The sequence below is a fragment of the Umezawaea sp. genome (genome assembly GCF_036375055.1).
Lineage (GTDB): Bacteria > Actinomycetota > Actinomycetes > Mycobacteriales > Pseudonocardiaceae > Umezawaea.
The window spans coordinates 58,128-78,606 of record NZ_DASUSQ010000136.1; the positions used below are offsets into that span (position 1 = coordinate 58,128).

Consider the following 20,479-nt stretch of genomic DNA (forward strand, 5'->3'; position numbering starts at 1 on the left):
ACCTCACAGCCTGAAATCCCACGAGTGCGGTGGAGTTGCCGCTGCCGACACCTGTCCGAACACCGGGGTAACGGACCGTTCCTACGGTCTTCCCCAACGCCGTTCCAGGAGGTCAGCGCATGAGCACAGTCGTGGAGACCCAGGTCGTCGAACCCGCGTCCGCGCCCCGCGGCAAGCGGTGGATCGACCGGTGGGAACCCGAGGACCCGCAGTTCTGGGAGACGACGGGCAAGAAGATCGCCCGCAAGAACCTGGGCTTCTCGATCCTGGCGGAGAACCTGGGCTTCAGCGTCTGGGTGCTGATGAGCATCGTCGTGGTGAGCCTCGGCTCCGTCGGGTACGCCTTCAGCGTCGGGCAGACGTTCTGGCTGCTGATCGTCCCCAACCTGGTCGGCGCGGCGCTGCGCGTGCCCTACACGTTCGCGGTGCCGAGGTTCGGCGGCAGGACGTGGACGACGATCAGCGCGGGCCTGCTGCTGATCCCGTGCGCGATGCTGGTGTTCGCGGTCGTCAACGACGGCACGCCGTTCTGGTTCTTCCTCCTCACCGCCGCGGCGATGGGCCTGGGCGGCGGCAACTTCTCCTCCTCCATGGCGAACATCTCGTTCTTCTACCCGGAGGGCAAGAAGGGCCTGGCGCTCGGCCTGAACGCGGCGGGCGGCAACCTCGGCGTCGCCGTGACGCAGCTCGTCGTCCCGGTCGCCATCACCATCGGCACCGGCATCAACCTGGCGTACTCGGCGCTGATCTGGATGCCGTTCATCGTGCTCGCCACGGCGTGCGCGTGGTTCTTCATGGACAGCCTCACGCAGGCGCGGCCGGACGGCGTCTCCTACCAGCGGGCGCTGTCCAACAAGCACACCTGGGTCATGTCGTTCCTCTACATCGGCACGTTCGGCTCGTTCATCGGCTTCTCGTTCGCCTTCCCGTCCCTGATCAAGATCAGCTTCGTGGACTTCAAGTCGTTCGTGGCGCTCGCGTTCCTCGGCGCGCTGATCGGCTCGGTCGCCCGGCCGCTCGGCGGCTGGATGGCCGACCGGTTCGGCGGCGCGCGGATCACGCTGTACACGTTCGTCGGTCTCGCGCTGGGCACGGTCGGCGTGATGGTCAGCGTCGACACCGGGAGCTTCCCGCTGTTCTTCGGCTCCTTCATCGCCCTGTTCGTGCTCGCGGGCGTCGGCAACGGCTCGACCTACCGGATGATCCCGGCGATCTTCGCCACCCAGGACGCCGACGCGAAGTCGGCCAAGCGGCAGGCCGCCGCGGTCGTCGGCATCGCCGGTGCCATCGGCGCCTTCGGCGGCGTGCTGGTGAACCTGGTCTTCAAGTTCTCGCTGGAGGGCAGCGGCACGCTGACCCCGGCCCTGATCGCGTTCCTGGTGTTCTACGGCCTGTGCGTGACCACCACGTGGTGGTTCTACCTGCGCAGCAGGGTCTTCGTGGGGATGCCGAGCCTGGCGCACGCCGGGGTGTGACGCACAGCGCCCTGACGTGCGGCGTGAGTCCGCGTTAACACCCGCGCAACACGTGCGCACCTGGCACGACACGGTTCCCGGTGAGCATTGGCCGGGCGGAGGGAGGATTGGTTCACATGACGCGAACGCTCGTCGTGGTCGGCCACGGGATGGTCGGCCACCGCCTGGTCCAGGCGCTGCGCGACCGGGACGCCACCGACCAGTGGCGGATCGTCGTGTTCGCCGAGGAGACCCGTCCGGCCTACGACCGCGTCGCGCTGTCGTCCTACGTGGACGCGTGGGACGCGGGTCACCTGGCGCTGGCGCCGCACGGCGACGAGGTCGACCTCCGGCTCGGCGACCCCGTGCGGCACATCGACCGCGCGCGCCGCACGGTCACCACCGCGAGCGGCGTCGTGCAGCCCTACGACACCCTCGTGCTGGCCACCGGCTCCTACCCGTTCGTGCCGCCGGTGCCCGGCCGCGACCTGCCCGGCTGCCACGTCTACCGCACCATCGAGGACCTGGACGGCATCCGCGCCACCGTCGCCGCGGCGCACGGCGGCGGCAGGCGGGCGGGCATGGTGCTCGGCGGCGGTCTGCTCGGCCTGGAGGCGGCGAACGCGCTGCGCGGCATGGGCCTGTCGCCGCACGTCGTGGAGCTCGGCCCGCGCCTGATGCCGCTCCAGGTCGACGAGGGCGGCGCCGGACTGCTCAAGCGGCTGGTCGAGAAGCTCGACCTGACCGTCCACACCGGGACGTCCGCGTCGTCGATCGAACGCGACGGCGAGCGGCTGTTCGCCACGCTGTCCAACGGGCTCGAACTCGACCTGGACGTCGTCGTGTTCTCCGCGGGCATCCGGCCGCGCGACGACCTGGCCCGCGAGTTCGGCCTGGAGGTCGGCGCGCGCGGCGGCATCGTCGTGGACGACACCTGCCGCACGTCCGACGAGAACATCTACGCCGTCGGCGAGTGCGCGTCGATCGGTGGCGTGGTCTACGGGCTGATCGCACCCGGCAACTCCATGGCCGACGTCGTCGCCGACCGGCTCCTCGGTGGCAGCGCGGTGTTCCCCGGCGCGGACACCTCGACCAAGCTCAAGCTCATGGGTGTCGACGTGGCCAGCTTCGGCGACGCCCACGCGACCACCGAGGGCGCGCTGGAGGTCGTGGTCAACGACGCCGTCGCGGGCACCTACGCGAAGGTCGTCGTCTCCGACGACGCGAAGACGCTGCTGGGCGGCGTCCTGGTCGGCGACGCGGGCGCGTACCCGCTGCTGCGCCCGCTGGTCGGCCGCGACGTCCCCGGCGACCCGGTGACGCTGATCGCGCCGTCGTCCGGAGGCGTCGAGCTGACGCTGCCCGCCGACGCGCAGGTGTGCTCGTGCCACGCCGTCACCAAGCAGGACATCACCGACGTCATCCACTCCGGTGAGTGCGGGGACGTTCCGGCGCTCAAGGCGTGCACCAAGGCGGGCACGGGCTGCGGGTCGTGCGTGCCGATGCTGAAGAAGCTCCTCCAGGAGTGCGGCGTCGAGCAGTCCCGCGCGCTGTGCGAGCACTTCGACCACTCGCGCGCCGACCTGTTCGAGATCGTCCGCGCCGCGGGCATCACCACGTTCAGCGCGCTGATCGCGAAGCACGGCCGCGGGCGCGGCTGCGACATCTGCAAGCCCGCCATCGCCTCGATCCTCGCCTCGCTCGACCGCGGCCACGTGCTCGACGGCGAGCAGGCGACGTTGCAGGACACCAACGACAGGTTCCTGGCCAACATCCAGCGCAACGGCACGTACTCGGTCGTCCCGCGCATCCCCGGCGGTGAGATCACCGCCGAGAAGCTGATCGTCATCGGCGAGGTCGCGCGGGACTACGGCCTCTACACGAAGATCACCGGCGGGCAGCGGATCGACCTGTTCGGCGCGACCGTCGACCAGCTCCCGGCGATCTGGAAGCGCTTGGTGGACGCGGGTTTCGAGTCCGGGCACGCCTACGGCAAGGCATTGCGGACGATCAAGTCGTGCGTCGGCACGACGTGGTGCCGCTTCGGCGTGCAGGACTCGGTCGGCCTCGCCATCGAGCTGGAGCTGCGCTACCGCGGGCTGCGCGCGCCGCACAAGATCAAGTCCGCCGTCTCCGGCTGCGCGCGGGAGTGCGCCGAGGCGCGCAGCAAGGACTTCGGGATCATCGCCACCGAGAACGGCTGGAACCTCTACGTCGGCGGCAACGGCGGCTTCACGCCGAGGCACGCCGACCTGCTCGCGACCGACGTGGACACGGAGACCCTGGTCAGGCTCATCGACCGGTTCCTGATGTTCTACGTGCGCACCGCGGACCGCCTCCAGCGGACCGCGTCCTGGATCGAGGCGATGGACGGCGGCCTCGACCACCTGCGCTCCGTCATCGTCGACGACAGCCTCGGCATCTGCGCGGACCTCGAAGCCGCGATGGAGGTGCACGTCGCCAGCTACGCCGACGAGTGGCGCGGCGTCCTCGACGATCCCGAGAAGCTCTCCCGCTTCAGCTCGTTCGTCAACGCACCGGGCACCCCCGACCCGACGATCTCCTTCCGGGAGGAGCGCGGGCAGCGGGTTCCGGTGTCGCTGGGTATACCGGAGGTGGCAGCCAGATGACCGCTGTGGTGGAACTGACGTGGACGTCGGTCTGCGCGTGGGACGCGCTCCAGCCGGAGGCCGGGGTCGCGGTGCTGCTGCCGGACTCCTCGCAGGTGGCGGTGTTCCGGACGTTCGACGGCGGGCTGCACGCCGTCGCCAACGTCGACCCGTTCAGCGGCGCCGCGGTGCTGTCGCGCGGGATCGTCGGCGACCGGGGCGGTGTGGCCGTGGTGGCGTCGCCGATCTACAAGCAGGCGTTCGACCTCGGGACGGGTGCCTGCCTGGACGACCCGACCGTGTCGATCGCGGTCCACCCGGTGCGGGTGCTCGACGGCACCGTGCAGGTGGGGTCCCCGTGATCTCCCTCGACGTCGCACCGCTGGCCGGGTACACGGTCGGCGTCACGGCCGCCCGCCGGGCCGACGAGCTGGCCGCTTTGCTGGAGCGCAAGGGCGCCACGGTGATCCAGGGGCCCGCGATCCGGATCGTGCCGCTGACCGACGACACCGAGCTGCTGGCCGCGACCAAGCGGCTGGTGACCGAGCCGGTCGACGTCGTGGTCGCGACCACCGGCATCGGCTTCCGGGGCTGGGTCGAGGCCGCCGAGGGCTGGGGGCTGGGGGCGCGGCTGCTGGACCGCCTCGCGGGCAGCGAACTGCTGTCCCGAGGGCCGAAGGCGAAGGGCGCGGTGCGCGCCGCCGGGCTGACCGAGGCGTGGTCGCCGGACTCCGAGAGCAACGCGGAACTGCTGGAGCACCTGCTGCGGTCCGGTGTGGACGGCAAGCGGATCGCGGTGCAGCTGCACGGGGAACCGCTGCCGCACTTCGTCCGCACGCTGCGCGAGGCGGGCGCGGAGGTCGTGGAGGTGCCGGTCTACCGCTGGACGGGCCCGGTGGACCCCGGTCCGCTGCACCGGCTGCTGGACGCCGTGCTGGCGCGGCAGGTGGACGCGCTGACGTTCACCAGCGCGCCCGCCGCGGCGAGCGTGCTCCAGGTGGCGCGGGACACGGACCGCTTCTCCGCGCTGGTGGACGTGCTGCGCGAGGACGTGCTGGTCCTCGGCGTCGGGTCGATCACCGCAGGGCCGCTGGTGGACCTGGGCATCCCCGTCGTGCAGCCCGCGCGGGCGCGGATCGGCGCCATGGCGCGGGAGCTGACGCTGGCGCTGCCGGAACGCGCCGTGCGGCTGCGGATCGCCGCGCGGGAGATCGAGGTGCGCGGCCAGGCCGTCGTGGTGGACGGTGAGCTGCGGCCCGTCGCGCCCGCCCCGATGGCCGTGCTGCGGGCGCTGGTCGAGGCGCGCGGACGGGTGGTGTCGCGCAAGGACCTGCTGGCCGCGCTGCCCGGCGGCGGCGAGGAGCACGCCGTGGAGACCGCGATCGGCAGGCTGCGCACGGCGCTGGGCGAGCCCCGGCTGGTGTGCACGGTCGTGAAGCGGGGCTACCGGATCGCGATGGAGCCGTCCGGCGTGGCGGTGTGAGCGTCCGACCCGCGGTGTCGGGTTTCGAGGTGTCCCCGTGGGGACCCGCGGCTGGAGGGTGTGGGCGATGACGGTGGTGCTGGTGGCGCACGGGACCCGCGACCCGCGGGGAGCCGTGGTGGTCGAGGAGGTCGCGGCGCTGGTGCGGGCGCGGCTGGGCGGCGTGCGGGTGGAGGTCGCCTACGCGGACGTGCGGCAGCCGGACGTGACGTCGGTGGTCGGCGGGCTGGACGGGCCGGTGGTCGTGGTGCCCGCGTTCCTCGCCGCCGGGTACCACGTGCGGGTCGACGTCCCCCAGCAGATCGCGGCCAGCGGGCACGGGGACGTGGTGGTGACCGAGCCGATCGGGTCGGCGCTGCTGCCCGCGGTGCGGGAACGGCTGCGCGAAGCCGGGTGGCGGCCGGGGGACGCGGTGGTGCTCGCCGCGGCGGGCTCGTCCGACCCGCGGGCGCTGGCCGACGTCGCCGGTGTGGCCGGGGTGCTGGGCGCCGAGGTCGGGTACGTCGCGACCGCCTCGCCGACGGTGGCCGAGGCCGTGGCGGCGCTGAAGGCACGGGGCCGCCGGGTCGCGGTGGCGTCCTGGCTGCTGGCGCCCGGCCTGTTCCACCAGCGGCTGGCCGACGTCGGGGCCGACGTGGTGGCCGAGCCGATCGGGGCGCACGTCCGCGTCGTGGACGCCGTGCTGCTGCGCTACTACGAGGCGCGCTGCTTCCTCCAGGTCGCCTGAGGAATAGGTTGACGGGTCAACTGGTTGAGCGGGGAGTTACCCCACGGCTGATGAGGAGCTGACATGACCGACGTGTTCGAGCTCGTTCGTCTCGGCCGCGAGTTCCGCGCGGCGGGCGACCCGAGCAGCGCGGTGCGCTTCCTGGCGGAAGCGGCCGACGCCGTCCCCACCGACCGCTCCGTCCTGACCGAACTGGCGCTGGCGCACTTCCAGACCGCCTCGCTGGGCAACGCCGAGCGCGTGCTGCGCACCCTGCTCGACCTCGACCCCAGCGACGGGTACGCCCGGCTGCTCCTGGGGCGCACGCTGAGCAGGCAGAGCCGTCACGGCGAGGCGCTGCCGCAGCTCCGGCTGGCCGCCGCGCTCACCCGCGACCCCGACGTCGCCGCCGAGGTCGAGCGGGTCGAGGCACGCGTCTAGTGCGGTGACCGCGCCAGACGCGAGTCCACCCCGGACCCGGTGCCCCCCGCGAGACGACTCGCGGGGGGCGCTCGGCTGTCCGGGGGCGGTTCAGAACAGGCTGGGCGGCTCGTCCTCGGCCTTCGCCGCGGCGGCGTCCTCCCAGCGGTAGGTGCGCAGGTCGACCTTGCCGTCGTCGGCGAGCACGCCCTCCGCCGCGAGCCGCTGGAGCTGCTCCTCGGCGATGTGCGGGGCGCAGGTGCCGTTGGCGCGCAGCACCCGGTGCCACGGCAGGTCGCCGCCGTCGTTGTTCAGCACCTGCCCGACCAGCCTGGGGGAGGGGGCTCGGGACAGGTCGGCCACGTCGCCGTAGGTCGCCACCCGGCCGCTGGGGATCTTTCGCACGACCTCGCGGATCATCTCGTGCAGCTGCTCGTCCACGTGGTCGAGTGTGGCACTTGGAACTCCGGTGGCCGGGCCGGGTCGGGGTCACGTCCCGGCCACCGGAGGAGCTGGTGGGGGTGAACCGGCTCACAGTGCCCGGTACCTCCACCAAAATGGCCTAGACCATTTCTCCTGTCAAGGAATTCTTTCCCGGACACGTCGCTGACCTGCGGGTTCGTCAGCCCGAACGCTCACGCGGAGTGAGCCGGGAACCACTCTGGGCCACCCGGCGGGTGCTCCCTCACCTTGTCGGTGCGACGTGGTTCCATCTCTCCCGTGGTCGCCAACTCCTCGCCCCTGCTGGTGCGCCGGTCGCCGGAGGACCGGCCCCGCCCGCACTGGGACGAGGCGGCGCGGGGGGTGTTCGACCACGCGGGCGGGTTCCTGCGGGTCCTGGGCGGACCGGGCACCGGGAAGACCACGCTGCTGGCCGAGGTGGCCGCCGACCGCGTGCTGCGCGGCGGGTCCGATCCGGAGAGCGTCCTGGTCCTGACGGCGAACCGGCAGGCGGCCGTGGCGATGCGGGCGAGGATCACCCGGCTGCTGACCTCCGAGGACGATCCCGGTGAGACCGTGCTGCGCACGGTGCGGGAACCGCTGGTGCGCACGGTCCACTCCTACGCGTTCGCCGTGCTGCGCGCGCGGGCCGTGCTGGCGGGCGACCCGCCGCCCCGGCTGCTGTCCGGTCCGGAGCAGGACGCGCTGGTGCGCGAACTGCTGGCGGGCGACGTGGAGGACGGCGCGCCCCGGTGGCCGGAACGGCTGCGGCCCGCGCTCACCCTCCCCGGCTTCACCGCCGAGCTGCGCGACCTGCTGCTGCGCGCCACCGAACGCGGCCTCGGCCCGGAGGACCTGGTCGAGCTGGGGTACGCGCAGGGCCGGGAGGAGTGGATCGCCGCCGGGCGCTTCGGGCAGCAGTACGAGGAGGTCCTGCTCCTCATGGGCGGCGACTCCTCGCCGTCGCTCGCGCCCGCCCTGGACGCCGCCGAACTGGTCGACAGCGCGCTGCTGGCGTTCGACGCCGACACCGAGCTGCTGGAGACCGAACGGCGCCGCGTGCGGCACGTGTTCGTCGACGACGCCCAGCACCTCGACCCGCAGCAGCACGAGCTGATCGAGCGGATCGGCTCGACGGCCCACGAGTTCCTGCTGACGGGCGACCCGGACCAGGCGATCTTCTCCTTCCGCGGCGCCGACCCCGACCTGCTCGCCGACGCGGACCCGCTGGGTCGGGCGACCGTCGTGCTGACGCGGGGGCACCGGATGACCCCGGAGGTGCGCGCCGCCGTGCACGGCCTCGCCGCCCGGCTGCCCGGCCGTTCCCCCGCCCGCGAGGTCGAGGGCGCGGACGGCGAGGGCACCGTGCAGGTGCGGCTGCTCGCCTCCGCCGCCCAGGAGGCGAGCTGGGTGGCGGACCAGCTGCGCCGCGCGCACCTCATCGACGGGGTCCCGTGGTCGGAGATGGCCGTGATCGCGCGGTCGGCGACCAGGGCCCTCCCCGTGCTGCAACGGGCGCTGCTCGCGGCCGGGGTCCCGGTGGCCGTGCCCGGCGACGAGCTGCCGCTGGCCCAGCAGCCCGCCGTCCGGCCGCTGCTCGCCGTGCTCCGCTGCGCGGCCGTGCCGGGCACGCTGGACGAGGACACCGCGGCGATGCTGCTGTCGTCCGCGCTCGGCGGCGCGGACCCGTTGGCGCTGCGGCGGTTGCGCCGAGGCCTGCGGCGGCTGGAGATGGCCGCGGGCGGCGACCGGGCCAGCGGGGAGCTGCTGGTCGAGGTGATCGAGTCGAACGACCGCCTGGCCGCGCTGGAGGACGCCGAGGCCGCGCCCGCGCGCCGGATCGCGCACCTGATCACCGAGGTCCGCAAGGACGTCGCCGCGCACCGCAGCGTCGAGGTCGTCCTGTGGAACCTGTGGCAGAACTGCCGCCTGGAGTCCCGCTGGGTCGCCCAGTCCTCCCGCCGGGGCACGCCGGGCATGCAGGCCGACCGCGACCTGGACGCCGTCGTCGGCCTGTTCGAGGCCGCCGCGAAGTACGTCGACCGGCTGCCGGGCTCCACCGTGGAGGGTTTCGCGGACTACCTGGCGGCGCAGCGGATCGCGGGCGACTCGCTGGCCGCGTCCGCACCGGTCGGCGAGGCCGTCGCGGTGCTGACCGCGCACGCCGCCGCCGGTCGCGAGTGGACGGTCGTCGCGATTCCCGGTGTGCAGGAGGGGAGTTGGCCCGACCTGCGGCTGCGCGGCTCGCTGCTCGGCGTCGAGCGGATGGTCGACCTCGTCGGCGGACTCGACCCCGCGGACAAGGTCTCGGCCGTCGCACCGCTGCTCGCCGAGGAGCGCAGGCTCCTGCTGGTCGCCGCCAGCCGGGCCCGCACGACGCTGATGGTGAGCGCCGTGCGCGGCGAGGACGAGCAGCCGTCGCGGTTCCTGGACGAGCTGGACGACCTGACCACGGAGGCCGTGGAACGGCCGGTGTTCACGCCCGAACGCGGGCTGGTGCTGGCCGAGCTGGTCGGCGAGCTGCGCCGCGTGCTGTGCGACACCGACACCGAACCCGAGCGGCGGCGGCGCGCCGCCGTGCAGCTCGCCCGCCTCGCGGAGGCCGGTGTTCCCGGTGCGCACCCGGACTCCTGGTACGGCCTGCCGGAGGTGTCCACCGGCGATCCGCTGTGGACGGAGGAGCACACCGTCAGCGTGTCGCCGTCGACCATCGAGGTGCTCGCCAAGTGCCCGCTGCGCTGGGTCGTCGAACGCCACGGCGGCCAGGACCCGGCCGAGCTGGCGTCGATCACCGGCACGCTGGTGCACGCGCTGGCGCAGGCCGCCGCGAGCGGCGCGGACGAGAAGGAGCTGCGGGTCAAGCTGGACGAGGCCTGGACCGCCGTCGACGCGGGCGCGCCGTGGTTCTCCCGCCGCGAGCGCATCAGGGTCGAGAGGATGCTGGACACGTTCCTCGGCTGGCTCGCGAGCAGCCGCACCCAGCTCACCCAGGTCGCCGTCGAGGAGGAGATGCTCGTCGACGTCCCCAAGCAGCCCGGCGAGCCCTGGGTGAAGGTGCGGGGCCGGGTCGACCGGCTGGAGACCGACGCCGACGGCCGCCCGATCGTGGTCGACCTGAAGACCGGCAAGCAGCCCGTGTCGAAGGACGACGCCCAGGCCCACCCCCAGCTCGCCGTCTACCAGCTCGCGACCTCGCTCGGCGGGTTCACCCACCTCGGCCTCGGCACCGAACCCGGCGGCGCCCGCCTGCTCTACGTCGCCAAGGAGGACCGCAAGACCGGCGCCGTCGAACGCTCCCAGGCCCCCCTGGACGAGCAGGGCGTCCGCGTCTGGCTCGAAGCCGTGCAGGAGGCGGCGGGCTCCAGCACCGGCCCCCGCTACACCGCCAGGGAGAACGCGGACTGCGACCGCTGCCCTGCCCGCACGACGTGCCCGGTGCACTCGTCGGGCAGACAGGTGGGACAGTGACGTCCGTGGACGTCGACCTCCGGACCAGGGCATGAGCTTCGCCAGTCCGTTCGAGGTCGCCGCCGCGCTCGGCCTGCCCAAACCCACCCCGGAACAGGCCGCCGTCGTCGCGGCACCCGTCGAACCCGCGCTGGTCGTCGCGGGCGCGGGGGCGGGCAAGACCGAGACGATGGCCGCCCGCGTCGTCTGGCTGGTCGCGAACGGGATCGTGACGCCGGACCAGGTGCTGGGGCTGACGTTCACCCGCAAGGCCGCCCGGCAGCTGGCCGAGCGGATCCGGCTGCGGCTGCGGCGGCTCGGCGGGTCGGGGCTGCTGGACGAGCTGGACCCGAGCGGGGAGCGCCGGGCCGCGGTGATGACCGCCGAGCCGGTCGTGCTGACCTACCACGCGTACGCCGGACGGCTGGTGACCGAGCACGGGCTGCGGCTGCCCGTGGAGCCCGGCGTGCGGCTGCTGACCGAGACGTCGTCGTGGCAGCTCGCGCACCGCGTCGTGTCGACGTGGACCGAGGACCTGGACACCGACAAGGTGCCGGCGACCGTGACGGGGTACCTGCTGGCGCTGGCCGGTGAGCTGGGCGAGCACCTGGTCGAGCCCGAGGCGCTGCGGGAGCACGCCGAGCGGCTGATCGGCGTGATCGAGAACGCGCCGAAGACCGCGCGGCAGAAGGACGGGCTGCCCGAGAAGCTGCGGGACGTCATCGCGGCCCAGCGGCTGCGGGTGAACCTCCTGCCGCTGCTGGAGGCCTACCAGGCGCGCAAGCGGCGGGAGGCGGCGATGGACTTCGCCGACCAGATGAGCCTCGCCGCGCGGCTGGCGAGCGAGCACCCGGAGGTCGCGCAGGGGGAGCGCGAGCGGTACGGGGCCGTGCTGCTCGACGAGTACCAGGACACCGGGCACGCGCAGCGCGTGCTGCTGCGGTCGCTGTTCGGGCGGGGCGAGCCGATGCCCGTCACGTCGGTGGGCGACCCCGCGCAGGCGATCTACGGCTGGCGCGGGGCCAGCGCGGCGAACCTGCCGCGCTTCACCACGGACTTCCCGGCCGCGCAGGGGAAACCGGCCACGCGCTACGGGCTGCTGACCAGCTTCCGCAACCCGCCCGAGGTGCTGGCGCTGGCCAACGCCGCGTCCGAGCCGCTGCGCGCCGCCGGTCTGGAGGTCGACGAGCTGCGCGCCCGCGACGGGGCCGGGCCGGGTGACGTGCGGATCGCGCTGATGACGGACGTGCGGCAGGAGCTGGACTGGCTCGCCGACACCGTCGCGCGGCAGTGGCAGGAGCACCTGGACACCGCGGACACCCCGCCCACGGCCGCCGTCCTGGTGCGGCGGCGGGCGGACATGGGCGCCATCGCCGCGGCGCTGCGGGCGCGCGGGCTGCCGGTCGAGGTCGTCGGCCTCGGCGGCCTGCTGGACGAGCCCGAGGTGCGCGACCTGACGAGCGCGCTGCGGGTGCTGGTGAACCCCCTCGCGGGCACGGCCGCCGCCCGGCTGCTGACCGGGTCCCGGTGGCGCGTGGCGGCCTTCGACCTCGCCGCGCTGTGGCAGCGGGCGCGGGAACTGGCCGGTGCGCCCAGCCGCCAGTCCGTCGTGGACGACCCGCTGTCGGTGCTGGCGGACGCGCTGCCCGGCGAGCACGCCGAACAGGCGGGCCTGGCCGACGCGCTGGACGACCCCGGCGACGCGACCGCGTACTCGCCGGAGGGCTACCGGCGCATCCGCAGGCTGGGCGGCGAGCTGGCGGCGCTGCGCCGCAGGCTCGACCAGCCGCTGCCCGAGCTGGTCGCGGACGTCGAGCGCACGCTGCTGCTGGACATCGAGTCGATGGCCCGCCCCGGCGGGGTCGGCCGGGCGCACCTGGACGCGTTCGCCGACGTGGTCTCGGACTTCGCCGCCGCCAGCCCGTCGGCGACGCTGCCGTCGCTGCTGGACTACCTGTACACCGCCGAGCACGCCGAGGACGGCCTGGAGCCCGGTGAGGTGGAGGTCGCCGAGAACCGGGTGCAGATCCTGACCATGCACTCCGCCAAGGGCCTGGAGTGGCACATCGTCGCCGTGCCGCACGTCGTGAAGGACGTCTTCCCCGGCCGCCGCAAGACGTCGTGCTGGCTCAAGGCCGTCGCCGAGCTGCCCGCGGACCTGCGCGGCGACGCCGAGGACCTGCCGAAGCTGCGCATCCCCGGCGGCAGCGACCGCAAGGAGGTCGAGCTGGCCCTCACCCTGCACGCCGAGGAGTTCGAGGAGCGGCGGCTCGTGGAGGAGCGCCGCCTCCTCTACGTCGCGCTGACCCGGTCCGAGCACAGCCTGCTCGTGTCCGGGCACTGGTGGGGCGAGACGGGCGAGAAGGTCAAGGGGCCCTCACCGTTCCTGGTCGAGCTGCACGAGGCCCTCACGACCGCCGAGCACCCGCCGGGTGACGTCGTCGCCTGGGCCGACCCGCCCGCGGAGAACGAGGCGAACCCGCTGACCGGCGAGGAGAAGTCCGCGCAGTGGCCCGCCGACCCGCTCGGCGCGCGGCGCGGGGCCGTCGCGGACGGCGCGGCGATGGTGCTGGCGGCCCTCGACCAGCGCCTCGAAGCGTCCCGGCGGGACCGGTACGCGCCGCCCGAGGCCGACGAGGCCCCGCTGCCCGAACCCCCGCCGGAGTTCGAGCCACCACCGGACGAGGCCGAGCACGAGCCGCCGCCGGAGTTCGACGACGGCCCGCCGCCGGAGGACGTGCCCGAGCCGGACGAACCCGAACCCGTGGAGGACGTGCCCGTGGAGGACGTGCCCGTCGAGCCCGACCTCGACGAGCCCGCCCCGCTCGACGAGGAGGACGAGCTGGACCCGGAGGGCTGGTCGCGCGACGTGGACGTGCTGCTCGCCGAACGGGCCGCCGCCGCCAACCGGCGGGAACGGGTCACCATGCCCGAGCACCTGTCGGTGAGCCAGCTCGTCGAGCTGGCCGCCGACCCGGACCAGCTGGCCCGCAGGCTGCGCCGCCCGCTGCCGTTCCCGCCCAACCCGATGGCCCGCCGCGGCACGGCGTTCCACACGTGGCTGGAGAAGCGGTTCGGCGCGAGCAGGCTGCTGGACATCGACGAGCTGCCGGGCGCGGCCGACGACGGCGCTGCCCCGGACACGGAGCTGGAACGCCTCAAACGGGCGTTCCTGGCCAGCGAGTGGGCCGACCGGATGCCGCACGACGTCGAGGTGCCGTTCGAGGCCGAGGTCGACGGGATGTCCGTGCGCGGCCGGATGGACGCCGTGTTCGCGGACCCGGACGGCGGCTGGACCGTCGTGGACTGGAAGACCGGCGCGGTGCCGGACACCGACAAGCTGCCCGCGCTGTCGGTGCAGCTGGCCGCCTACCGCCTGGCGTGGGCCGCGCTCGCTGGGGCCGAGGTGGAGAGCGTGCGGGCGGCGTTCCACTACGTGCAGCACGACCACACGCTGAGGCCGACGGACCTGCTGGACGCGGCGGGTCTGCGGGCGCTGATCCGGTCGGTGCCCGCTACGAGCTGACGCGGGAGGAGGCCGGGACCTCTTTGAGCACCCGGTCGTAGAGCACTTCGAGCAGCCAGCGGCCGAACAGCGACGGGCCGAACTCGGTCGACCGGTCCTCCGGCGGCACCAGCAGTTCCGCCGTGTAGAAGAACTCGCCCGACTCCCCGGTGCTCGACTCCTCGGCCGCCACGACACCGATGCCGTAGTAGTCCAGCTCGATCAGCGGCCACGACTCGCGCCCCTGCGGACCGGGCAGCACGACCGCGCACGGCGCGAGCGTCATCAGCGTCCCGCACGACTGGAGCGCGCGGTCCACCGTGGACTCGCCGACCAGGACGCCGACCAGTTCGACGGCCGAGACCGGCAGCTGGTCGTGGGCGGTCGGTTCGAACCAGGAGCGGAACCAGGAGGGGTCGGCCTGGGGCGGCCACCCGTTCGCGGTCCGCCACTCGTGCACGTCGTCGCGCACCCGCACGACTGCCGAGACCTGGTGGCCGAGCACGGCCACGTCGGGTACGACGGTGCCGCGCCAACCCAGTGCCGACGCGGCTTGGTGGAGGAGCGGTTGCACTCGGGCATCCTATGGGTGGTTGCGGGGGCAAGGACAGTGGTCAACAGCGCTGGGTGCCGTCCCGGCAGCCGAGTGTGATCAGATCACACCGGCGGCGGTTCCGGCGGTGCCGAGTGGCAGCGGTCTCATACCGCTGAACGGCCTATCCTCAACGCCCACGCGATCAGGGGCAGCTGGAGGGGCAGCCTGCCCCACGCGATGGCCTTCGCACGTGGGCCCCGGTGCCGGTGGTCAAGGGCCATCCTCACGTTGGCCGGGAAGACCGCTGTGAACAGGCAGGCGGCGGCCAGCCCGCCGAGGCGCCTGGTCTTCGGCACGGCCACCGCGGCCGCCACCGCCAACTCCGCGACACCGGACGCGTAGGTCCAGGTCCGGGGCTTGCCGGGCAGCGAGCGCGGCACGATCGAGTCGTACGGCGCGGGCTTGGCGAAGTGCGTCACCCCGGCCGCGCCGAGGAGCGCGGCCAGCGCGAGCGCCGACCGCGAGCGGGAACGAGCGGGGTCCATGGAGCAACACTGTCACGACTCGCCGCCGGTCGCACGGACGGGGCCTCTGAACCGTTCGGGGGACCGCCACCAGGCCGGTGGTCGAACGGGTGTTCTACGGAATCGGTCGGTTCCGCCCGCGGTGAACCGCACCACACCGACCGTTCCACCAGGACGGTCGCCCGCCCGCGGCGACGACACCGCGCGGACGGGGCCGACCACCGCTCGGAGCGGCGGGCGACGGTTTACTCTTCCCGGTCGTGACCGCTGATCGGGTAGATCCCGGACCGTCGGAGCGAGCGGCAGTCGCCGCCCTCGCGGATGAATTCCTGAAGTCCCTGCGGGAGTGGATCACCATCCCGTCGATCAGCACGGACCCGGCGCACCACGGCGACGTGGCCGCGTCGGCCCGCTGGCTCGCCGACGCGCTGCGCGCCGACGGGTGGCCGGAGGTGGCCGTCTGGGACCACGGTCCCGCGCTGCCCGCCGTGTACGCGTGCTGGCCCGCCGACGACCCGGCCGCCCCGACCGTGCTGGTCTACGGGCACCACGACGTGCAGCCCGTCGACCCGCCGGAGGCGTGGGAGCACCCGCCGTTCGCGGGCGTCGTGGTCGGCGAGGAGCTGTTCGGCCGCGGCGCCAGCGACGACAAGGGCCAGGTCGCCATGCAGATGCTCGGCGTCCGGGCCCACCTGGCGGCGACCGGTGCGCGGGCTCCGGCCGTGACGCTCAAGTTCTTCGTGGAGGGCGAGGAGGAGTCCGGGTCGCCGCACCTGGCCGACCTGCTCGACCGGCACGCCGCCGACCTCGCGTGCGACCTCGTGGTGTTCACCGACACCCCGCTGCACGCGCGCGACGCGCCCACCGTGAACACCGGCCAGCGCGGGGTGCTCGGCGCGGAGGTCACCTTCACCGGCGGCGCCTCGGACGTCCACTCCGGCCGGGTCGGCGGCGGTGTGCCCAACCCGGCCACGGCCCTCGCCCGCCTCGTGGCCGCACTGCACGACGACGACGGCCGCGTCCGGCTGCCCGGCTTCTACGCCGACGTGGCGGAGCCGACCGCCGCCGAGCGCGCCGACTACGCCGCGCTGCCGTTCGACGAGGCCGACTGGCTCGCGGCGAACGCGGGCGGGGCGCGGGCCGTCGCGGGCGAGGCGGGCTGGTCGACCCTGGAACGCGTGTGGGTGCGGCCGACCGCCGAGGTCAACGGCATCAGCGGCGGGTACACCGGGCCGGGGCTGAAGACGATCGTGCCGCGCGAGGCGTCGGTGAAGCTGTCGTTCCGGCTCGTGCCGAACCAGGTGCCCGCCGCCGTCGCCGACGGGCTGCGCGAGTTCGTCGCCGCCCACACGCCCGACGGCATCACCGCCCGCGTGGCGCTGAGGGGCGACGGCACCCCGCCGTACGCGGTCGACGTGGCCCACCCGGCCGCCGTGGCCGTGCACGTGGCCGTCAGCGAGGCCTTCGGGCAGCGGGCCCGGTACAGCCGCACCGGCGGTTCCGGTCCCGCCGCGGTCCTGCACGCGACCCTCGGCGTGCCCGTCGTCTACCTCGGCGCGACCTTGCCGGATGATCGGATCCACGCGCCGAACGAACGCGTGGTCCTGCCCCTGCTGCTACGAGGCGCCGAAGCCGCCGCCCGGTTGTGGCGATCACTCCCTGAGAGGCTGTCATGATTCGGCGGCTCAACCCTGCCGACCGGCTGACCGACCGGCCGGACCACTCGCTGGTCGGCGTCATCAAGATGCCGGACCGCCCGCAGAGCCCGGCCCGTGCCATCATCAAACGGGTCGTCGGGGCCACCGGCGCCCTGTTCGCGGCCGTCCTCATCGTCTACCTCGACCGCGACGGCTACCGCGACGTGAACGGCGACGGGCTGTCCCTGCTGGACGCCGTCTACTACGCCACGGTCTCCCTCTCCACCACCGGCTACGGCGACATCGCCCCCGCCAGTTCGTCCGCGCGCCTGGTCAACGTCCTGGTCATCACCCCCTTGCGGGTGCTGTTCCTGATCGTCCTGGTCGGCACGACCCTCGAAGTCCTCACCGAGCGTTCTCGGCAGGCGTTCCGCATTCAGAAGTGGAGGACCAAGGTGCGCAACCACGTGGTCGTGGTCGGGTACGGGACCAAGGGCCGCTCCGCGGTCAGCGCCCTGCTCGGCGACGGCGTGTCACCCAGCCACATCGTGGTCGTGGACACCGTCCAGGAGTCGCTGGACTCCGCGTCCTCGATCGGCCTGGTGACCGTGCACGGCTCCGGGACGCGCAACGACGTCCTGCGGGTCGCGGGCGTCCCGAACGCGCGGGCGGTGGTCGTGGCCGCGAACCGGGACGACACGGCGGTCCTGGTGACGCTGACCGCCCGCGAGCTCGCGCCCAAGGCCCAGATCGTCGCGTCGGTGCGCGAGCGCGAGAACGAGCACCTGCTGCGCCAGTCCGGCGCGGACTCCGTGGTGGTGTCGAGCGAGACCGCCGGACGCCTGCTCGGCATGGCCACGTCGACGCCGTCGGTCGTGGACATGGTCGAGGACCTGCTCACCCCCGACGCCGGGCTCGCCATCGCCGAGCGCGACGTGGAGCCGTCGGAGATCGGCGGCTCGCCCCGGCACCTGCCGGACATCGTGCTGGGGGTCGTGCGGAACGGGAACCTGTACCGGGTGGACGCGGCCGAGGCCGACGCCATCGAGTCCGGGGACCGCCTGCTGTACATCAAGAAGGTGACCCCGCCGGAAGAGTCGTGAACACGGGTGGCGCCCTCGGCGAGGGCGCCACCCGGCGGACCGCGACGCCGGGCCGGCGCCCTCAGCGGGGCGCGAGCGGAACGGACAGCACGAACGTCGCTCCCGCCCCACCCGGCGCGGGCGGGGCGCAGACGAGGTCGCCGCCGTGCGCCCGTGCCACGCCCCTGGCGATGGCCAGGCCGAGGCCGGAGCCGCCGTGGCGGCGGTCGCGGGCCTCGTCGAGCCTGGTGAGGCGGTCGAAGATGCGCTCCCGGTCGGCGGACGCCACGCCCGGCCCGTTGTCCTTCACGCTCACGAGCGCGCGGCCCGCGAACACGCTGACACCCAGCCGCACCTCGCCCCGCGGGCCGGTCGCCTGCCTGGCGTTGTCGGAGAGGTTGACCAGCACCTGGGCGAGCCGCTGCGGATCACCGTCGACGACCACCGGCACCCCCTCGGCCTCGATGTCCAGCTCCGGGGCGAGGAGCCTGCTGCGGGCCACCTCCGCCTCGGCCAGCGCGAGCAGGTCCACCGGCTCGAACTGGAGTTCCAGCCCCGCGTCGATCCTGGCCAGCGCGAGCAGGTCGTCCACCAGGCGGCCCGCGCGCCGGGATTCCCGCACCAGCAGCAGGTTCATCCGGTCGCGCTCCTCGGCGCCCGCCTCGTCCAGGCCGGTCTGCATCAGCGCCTCGGCCACGGCCTGCACGCCCGCGATCGGCGTGCGCAGCTCGTGCGCCGCGTCCGCGACGAACCGCTTGGTCCGCTCCTCCGACGCCCGCGCCGCGGCTTCCGCACCCTCCAGCGCGTCCAGCATGTCGTCGAACGCCGCCGCCGTGCGGCCCAGCTCGTTGTTGGTGCGCAACGGGTTCAGCCGCCTGCCGCGGTGGCCTCCGGTGATCGAGCGGGCGAGGGTGGTCATCGTGTCCAGCGGCGCCAGAGCCCGCCGCACGACGAAGACCAGCGCGCCCGCCGTGACGGCCAGCGCACCGAGACCGACGGCGACCAGGAGGTTCCGCAGGCGGATCTGCGCGGCGGACAGGACCGTCGTGTCGCCGTAGAGCGTGATCTTCGAGCCGTCCGGCAGGTCGCGCTGCACGATCTTGAACCGCTCGTCGTCGTCCGGCGCGCTGCCGAAGGTGGCACCGTTCGGCGCGACCAGCAGCACCTGCACGCCCATGCCGTCGACCTTGTGCACCAGCTGGTTGCCCGAGTACTTCTGCGTCTTCGCCAGCTGCTGCGCCGTGCGCGCCCGGTCCAGCAGCACGGTCTCGACGTCGCGGCTCGACTGCGACGCGAACAGCGCGTCCACGGTGAACACCAGCGTCACCATGACCGCGAACAGCACGAGCACCACCGACAGGGTCACGCGCCTGCGCAGCGAGACCGTCTTCAGCCTGCTCACGGCTCGTCGGCCCGCAGCACGTACCCGAGGCCGCGCACGGTGTGCAGCAACCGGGGGCCGTTCTCCTCCAGCTTGCGCCGCAACGCGCTCACGTGCACCTCGACCAGGTTCGGGTCGTAGTCCTCGTAGCCCCACACGGCCGTGAGGATCTGGGTCTTGCCGACGACGCGGCCGCGCTGCGCGGCCAGGTAGCGCAGCAGGCGCAGCTCCGTCGCCGTCAGCTCCACCGGTGCGGACCCGCGCAGCACCACGCCGGAATCGGCGTCCACCACCAGGTCGCCGATCTGCACGGTGGACGGGGTGCGACCCAGCCTGCGCAGCACCGCGCTCACCCTCGCCACGAGTTCGGCCAGCACGAACGGCTTCACCAGGTAGTCGTCCGCGCCCTGGTCCAGGCCGCGCAGCCGGTCCGCCACCCCGTCGCGCGCGGTCAGCATCACCACGCCGGCCCCGCTGGACCGCCGCACCACCTCCAGCAGCGCGAACCCGTCCCGCCCCGGCAGCATCACGTCCAGCACCACCAGGTCGGGCCGGAACCGCGCCAGGTCGCTCTCCAGCTCCCGCCCGTCCGGCCGCAGCAGCACCTGGTACCCGGTGTCGCGCAGCGCCGATCCCACGGCGGCACCGATCGCCTCGGCGTCCTCGACGACCAGCACCCGCGCGGCAGTAGACACCACCACATTCTGCTGCCGCCCGGCCGCCTCCCGCTCGGGGAGGGCGCCGGCTTCAGGTACCGCTCAGTTGATCATCAACTGTGCGGGTGGGGTTACCGGGGAACAGCCGGTCTGCGACGATCCTCCGCGTGGCGGTGAGGCGTAGCCCGGTGAGCTGGGGGCTGGTCCTCCTGGTCATCGCACTGGTGGGACTGGGCACAGCGGTCGCCGTGTGGTGGCCGCTGTCCGGCGTGGGCGAGAGCGAGCGGGTCACCGCGACCGTGGTGAAGTCGGCGTCGTGCGGCAAGAGGGAGCTCGACCAGGTCGAGGTGACCGTCGGCGGCAGGGTGCGGACGGTCCCGCTGGACGGGTGCGGGCACGGTGAGCGGGAGACCCTGGAGGTGCTGCTGCCCGAGGACACGTCCGGGAACTTCACCGTGCAGACGGCCGGGGCCGTGTCGGACGCCGTGCCGCTGCCGCAGCGGCTGGAGACGCTGATGCTGTGCCTCAGCGGGCTGGCGGGCGGCTTCTACGCGTACCTGGTCAGCAGGCCCGTGCCCCGGTTGAGGTCGGCCGCCTGA

General features: G+C 73.7%; 16 protein-coding genes. 11 read left to right on the forward strand and 5 right to left on the reverse strand.

Annotation, left to right across the window (positions count from 1 at the left end; all coding sequences use genetic code 11):
• Window positions 1-119: 119 nt before the first annotated feature.
• The 6 genes from VFZ92_RS34155 to VFZ92_RS34180 all read left to right on the forward strand — a co-directional run bounded on the left by VFZ92_RS34155 (window position 120) and on the right by VFZ92_RS34180 (window position 6,693).
• Window positions 120-1,475, forward strand: a complete 1,356-nt coding sequence (locus VFZ92_RS34155; RefSeq protein WP_330880655.1) for a nitrate/nitrite transporter — start codon at window positions 120-122, stop codon at window positions 1,473-1,475.
• A gap of 116 nt (window positions 1,476-1,591) precedes the next feature.
• Complete coding sequence (nirB, locus tag VFZ92_RS34160) at window positions 1,592-4,084, forward strand: nitrite reductase large subunit NirB (RefSeq protein WP_330880657.1); 2,493 nt, start codon at window positions 1,592-1,594, stop codon at window positions 4,082-4,084.
• The gene (gene nirD, locus VFZ92_RS34165) at window positions 4,081-4,425 is read left to right on the forward strand and encodes a nitrite reductase small subunit NirD (protein ID WP_330880659.1); all 345 of its coding nucleotides are present in this window, start codon (window positions 4,081-4,083) and stop codon (window positions 4,423-4,425) included. The genes nirB and nirD overlap by 4 nt, the downstream gene beginning before the upstream one ends.
• A complete protein-coding gene (locus VFZ92_RS34170; RefSeq protein WP_330880661.1) occupies window positions 4,422-5,546 on the forward strand; it encodes a uroporphyrinogen-III synthase in 1,125 nt (374 codons plus the stop codon). The genes nirD and VFZ92_RS34170 overlap by 4 nt, the downstream gene beginning before the upstream one ends.
• A 67-nt stretch (window positions 5,547-5,613) precedes the next feature.
• A complete protein-coding gene (locus tag VFZ92_RS34175; RefSeq protein ID WP_330880663.1) occupies window positions 5,614-6,273 on the forward strand; it encodes a sirohydrochlorin chelatase in 660 nt (219 codons plus the stop codon).
• Between the two features lie 63 nt (window positions 6,274-6,336).
• Window positions 6,337-6,693, forward strand: coding sequence for a tetratricopeptide repeat protein (locus VFZ92_RS34180; RefSeq protein WP_330880665.1), 357 nt, complete (start codon window positions 6,337-6,339; stop codon window positions 6,691-6,693).
• A gap of 90 nt (window positions 6,694-6,783) precedes the next feature.
• Here the strand turns inward: VFZ92_RS34180 and VFZ92_RS34185 are convergent, their stop codons facing one another.
• Entirely contained in the window at window positions 6,784-7,113 is a 330-nt protein-coding gene (locus VFZ92_RS34185; RefSeq protein ID WP_330880668.1) for an MGMT family protein, read from the reverse strand.
• Between the two features lie 279 nt (window positions 7,114-7,392).
• Between VFZ92_RS34185 and VFZ92_RS34190 the strand changes: the two genes are divergently transcribed.
• The gene (locus VFZ92_RS34190; protein ID WP_330880670.1) at window positions 7,393-10,581 is read left to right on the forward strand and encodes an ATP-dependent DNA helicase; all 3,189 of its coding nucleotides are present in this window, start codon (window positions 7,393-7,395) and stop codon (window positions 10,579-10,581) included.
• A gap of 31 nt (window positions 10,582-10,612) precedes the next feature.
• A complete protein-coding gene (locus VFZ92_RS34195) occupies window positions 10,613-14,086 on the forward strand; it encodes an ATP-dependent DNA helicase (RefSeq protein WP_330880672.1) in 3,474 nt (1,157 codons plus the stop codon).
• Here the strand turns inward: VFZ92_RS34195 and VFZ92_RS34200 are convergent.
• Both VFZ92_RS34200 and VFZ92_RS34205 read right to left on the reverse strand, forming a co-directional pair.
• On the reverse strand, window positions 14,076-14,639 hold the full coding sequence (locus VFZ92_RS34200) for a hypothetical protein (RefSeq protein WP_330880674.1): 564 nt from the start codon (window positions 14,637-14,639) through the stop codon (window positions 14,076-14,078). The genes VFZ92_RS34195 and VFZ92_RS34200 overlap by 11 nt on opposite strands.
• Window positions 14,640-14,764: 125 nt before the next feature.
• Window positions 14,765-15,145 carry a DoxX family protein gene (locus tag VFZ92_RS34205; RefSeq protein ID WP_330880676.1) on the reverse strand — a complete coding sequence of 127 codons (381 nt, stop codon included), beginning with the start codon at window positions 15,143-15,145 and terminating at the stop codon, window positions 14,765-14,767.
• Window positions 15,146-15,384: 239 nt separating this feature from the next.
• Here VFZ92_RS34205 and VFZ92_RS34210 point away from each other — a divergent pair, with 239 nt between their 5' ends.
• Both VFZ92_RS34210 and VFZ92_RS34215 read left to right on the forward strand, forming a co-directional pair.
• On the forward strand, window positions 15,385-16,800 hold the full coding sequence (locus tag VFZ92_RS34210) for a M20/M25/M40 family metallo-hydrolase (protein ID WP_330880678.1): 1,416 nt from the start codon (window positions 15,385-15,387) through the stop codon (window positions 16,798-16,800).
• Window positions 16,797-17,864, forward strand: coding sequence for a potassium channel family protein (locus VFZ92_RS34215; RefSeq protein WP_330880680.1), 1,068 nt, complete (start codon window positions 16,797-16,799; stop codon window positions 17,862-17,864). Before VFZ92_RS34210 ends, VFZ92_RS34215 begins: the two co-directional genes overlap by 4 nt.
• 61 nt (window positions 17,865-17,925) lie before the next feature.
• On the opposite strand, the gene VFZ92_RS34220 is transcribed toward VFZ92_RS34215, so the two are convergent.
• Window positions 17,926-19,245, reverse strand: a complete 1,320-nt coding sequence (locus VFZ92_RS34220; RefSeq protein ID WP_330880682.1) for a HAMP domain-containing sensor histidine kinase — start codon at window positions 19,243-19,245, stop codon at window positions 17,926-17,928.
• Window positions 19,242-19,919 (reverse strand): response regulator transcription factor, encoded by a 678-nt coding sequence (locus VFZ92_RS34225; protein ID WP_330880684.1) that lies wholly within the window; start codon window positions 19,917-19,919, stop codon window positions 19,242-19,244. The genes VFZ92_RS34220 and VFZ92_RS34225 overlap by 4 nt, the downstream gene beginning before the upstream one ends.
• 128 nt (window positions 19,920-20,047) lie before the next feature.
• On the opposite strand from VFZ92_RS34225, the gene VFZ92_RS34230 reads away from it, so the two are divergent.
• Window positions 20,048-20,479, forward strand: a complete 432-nt coding sequence (locus VFZ92_RS34230; protein ID WP_330880686.1) for a hypothetical protein — start codon at window positions 20,048-20,050, stop codon at window positions 20,477-20,479.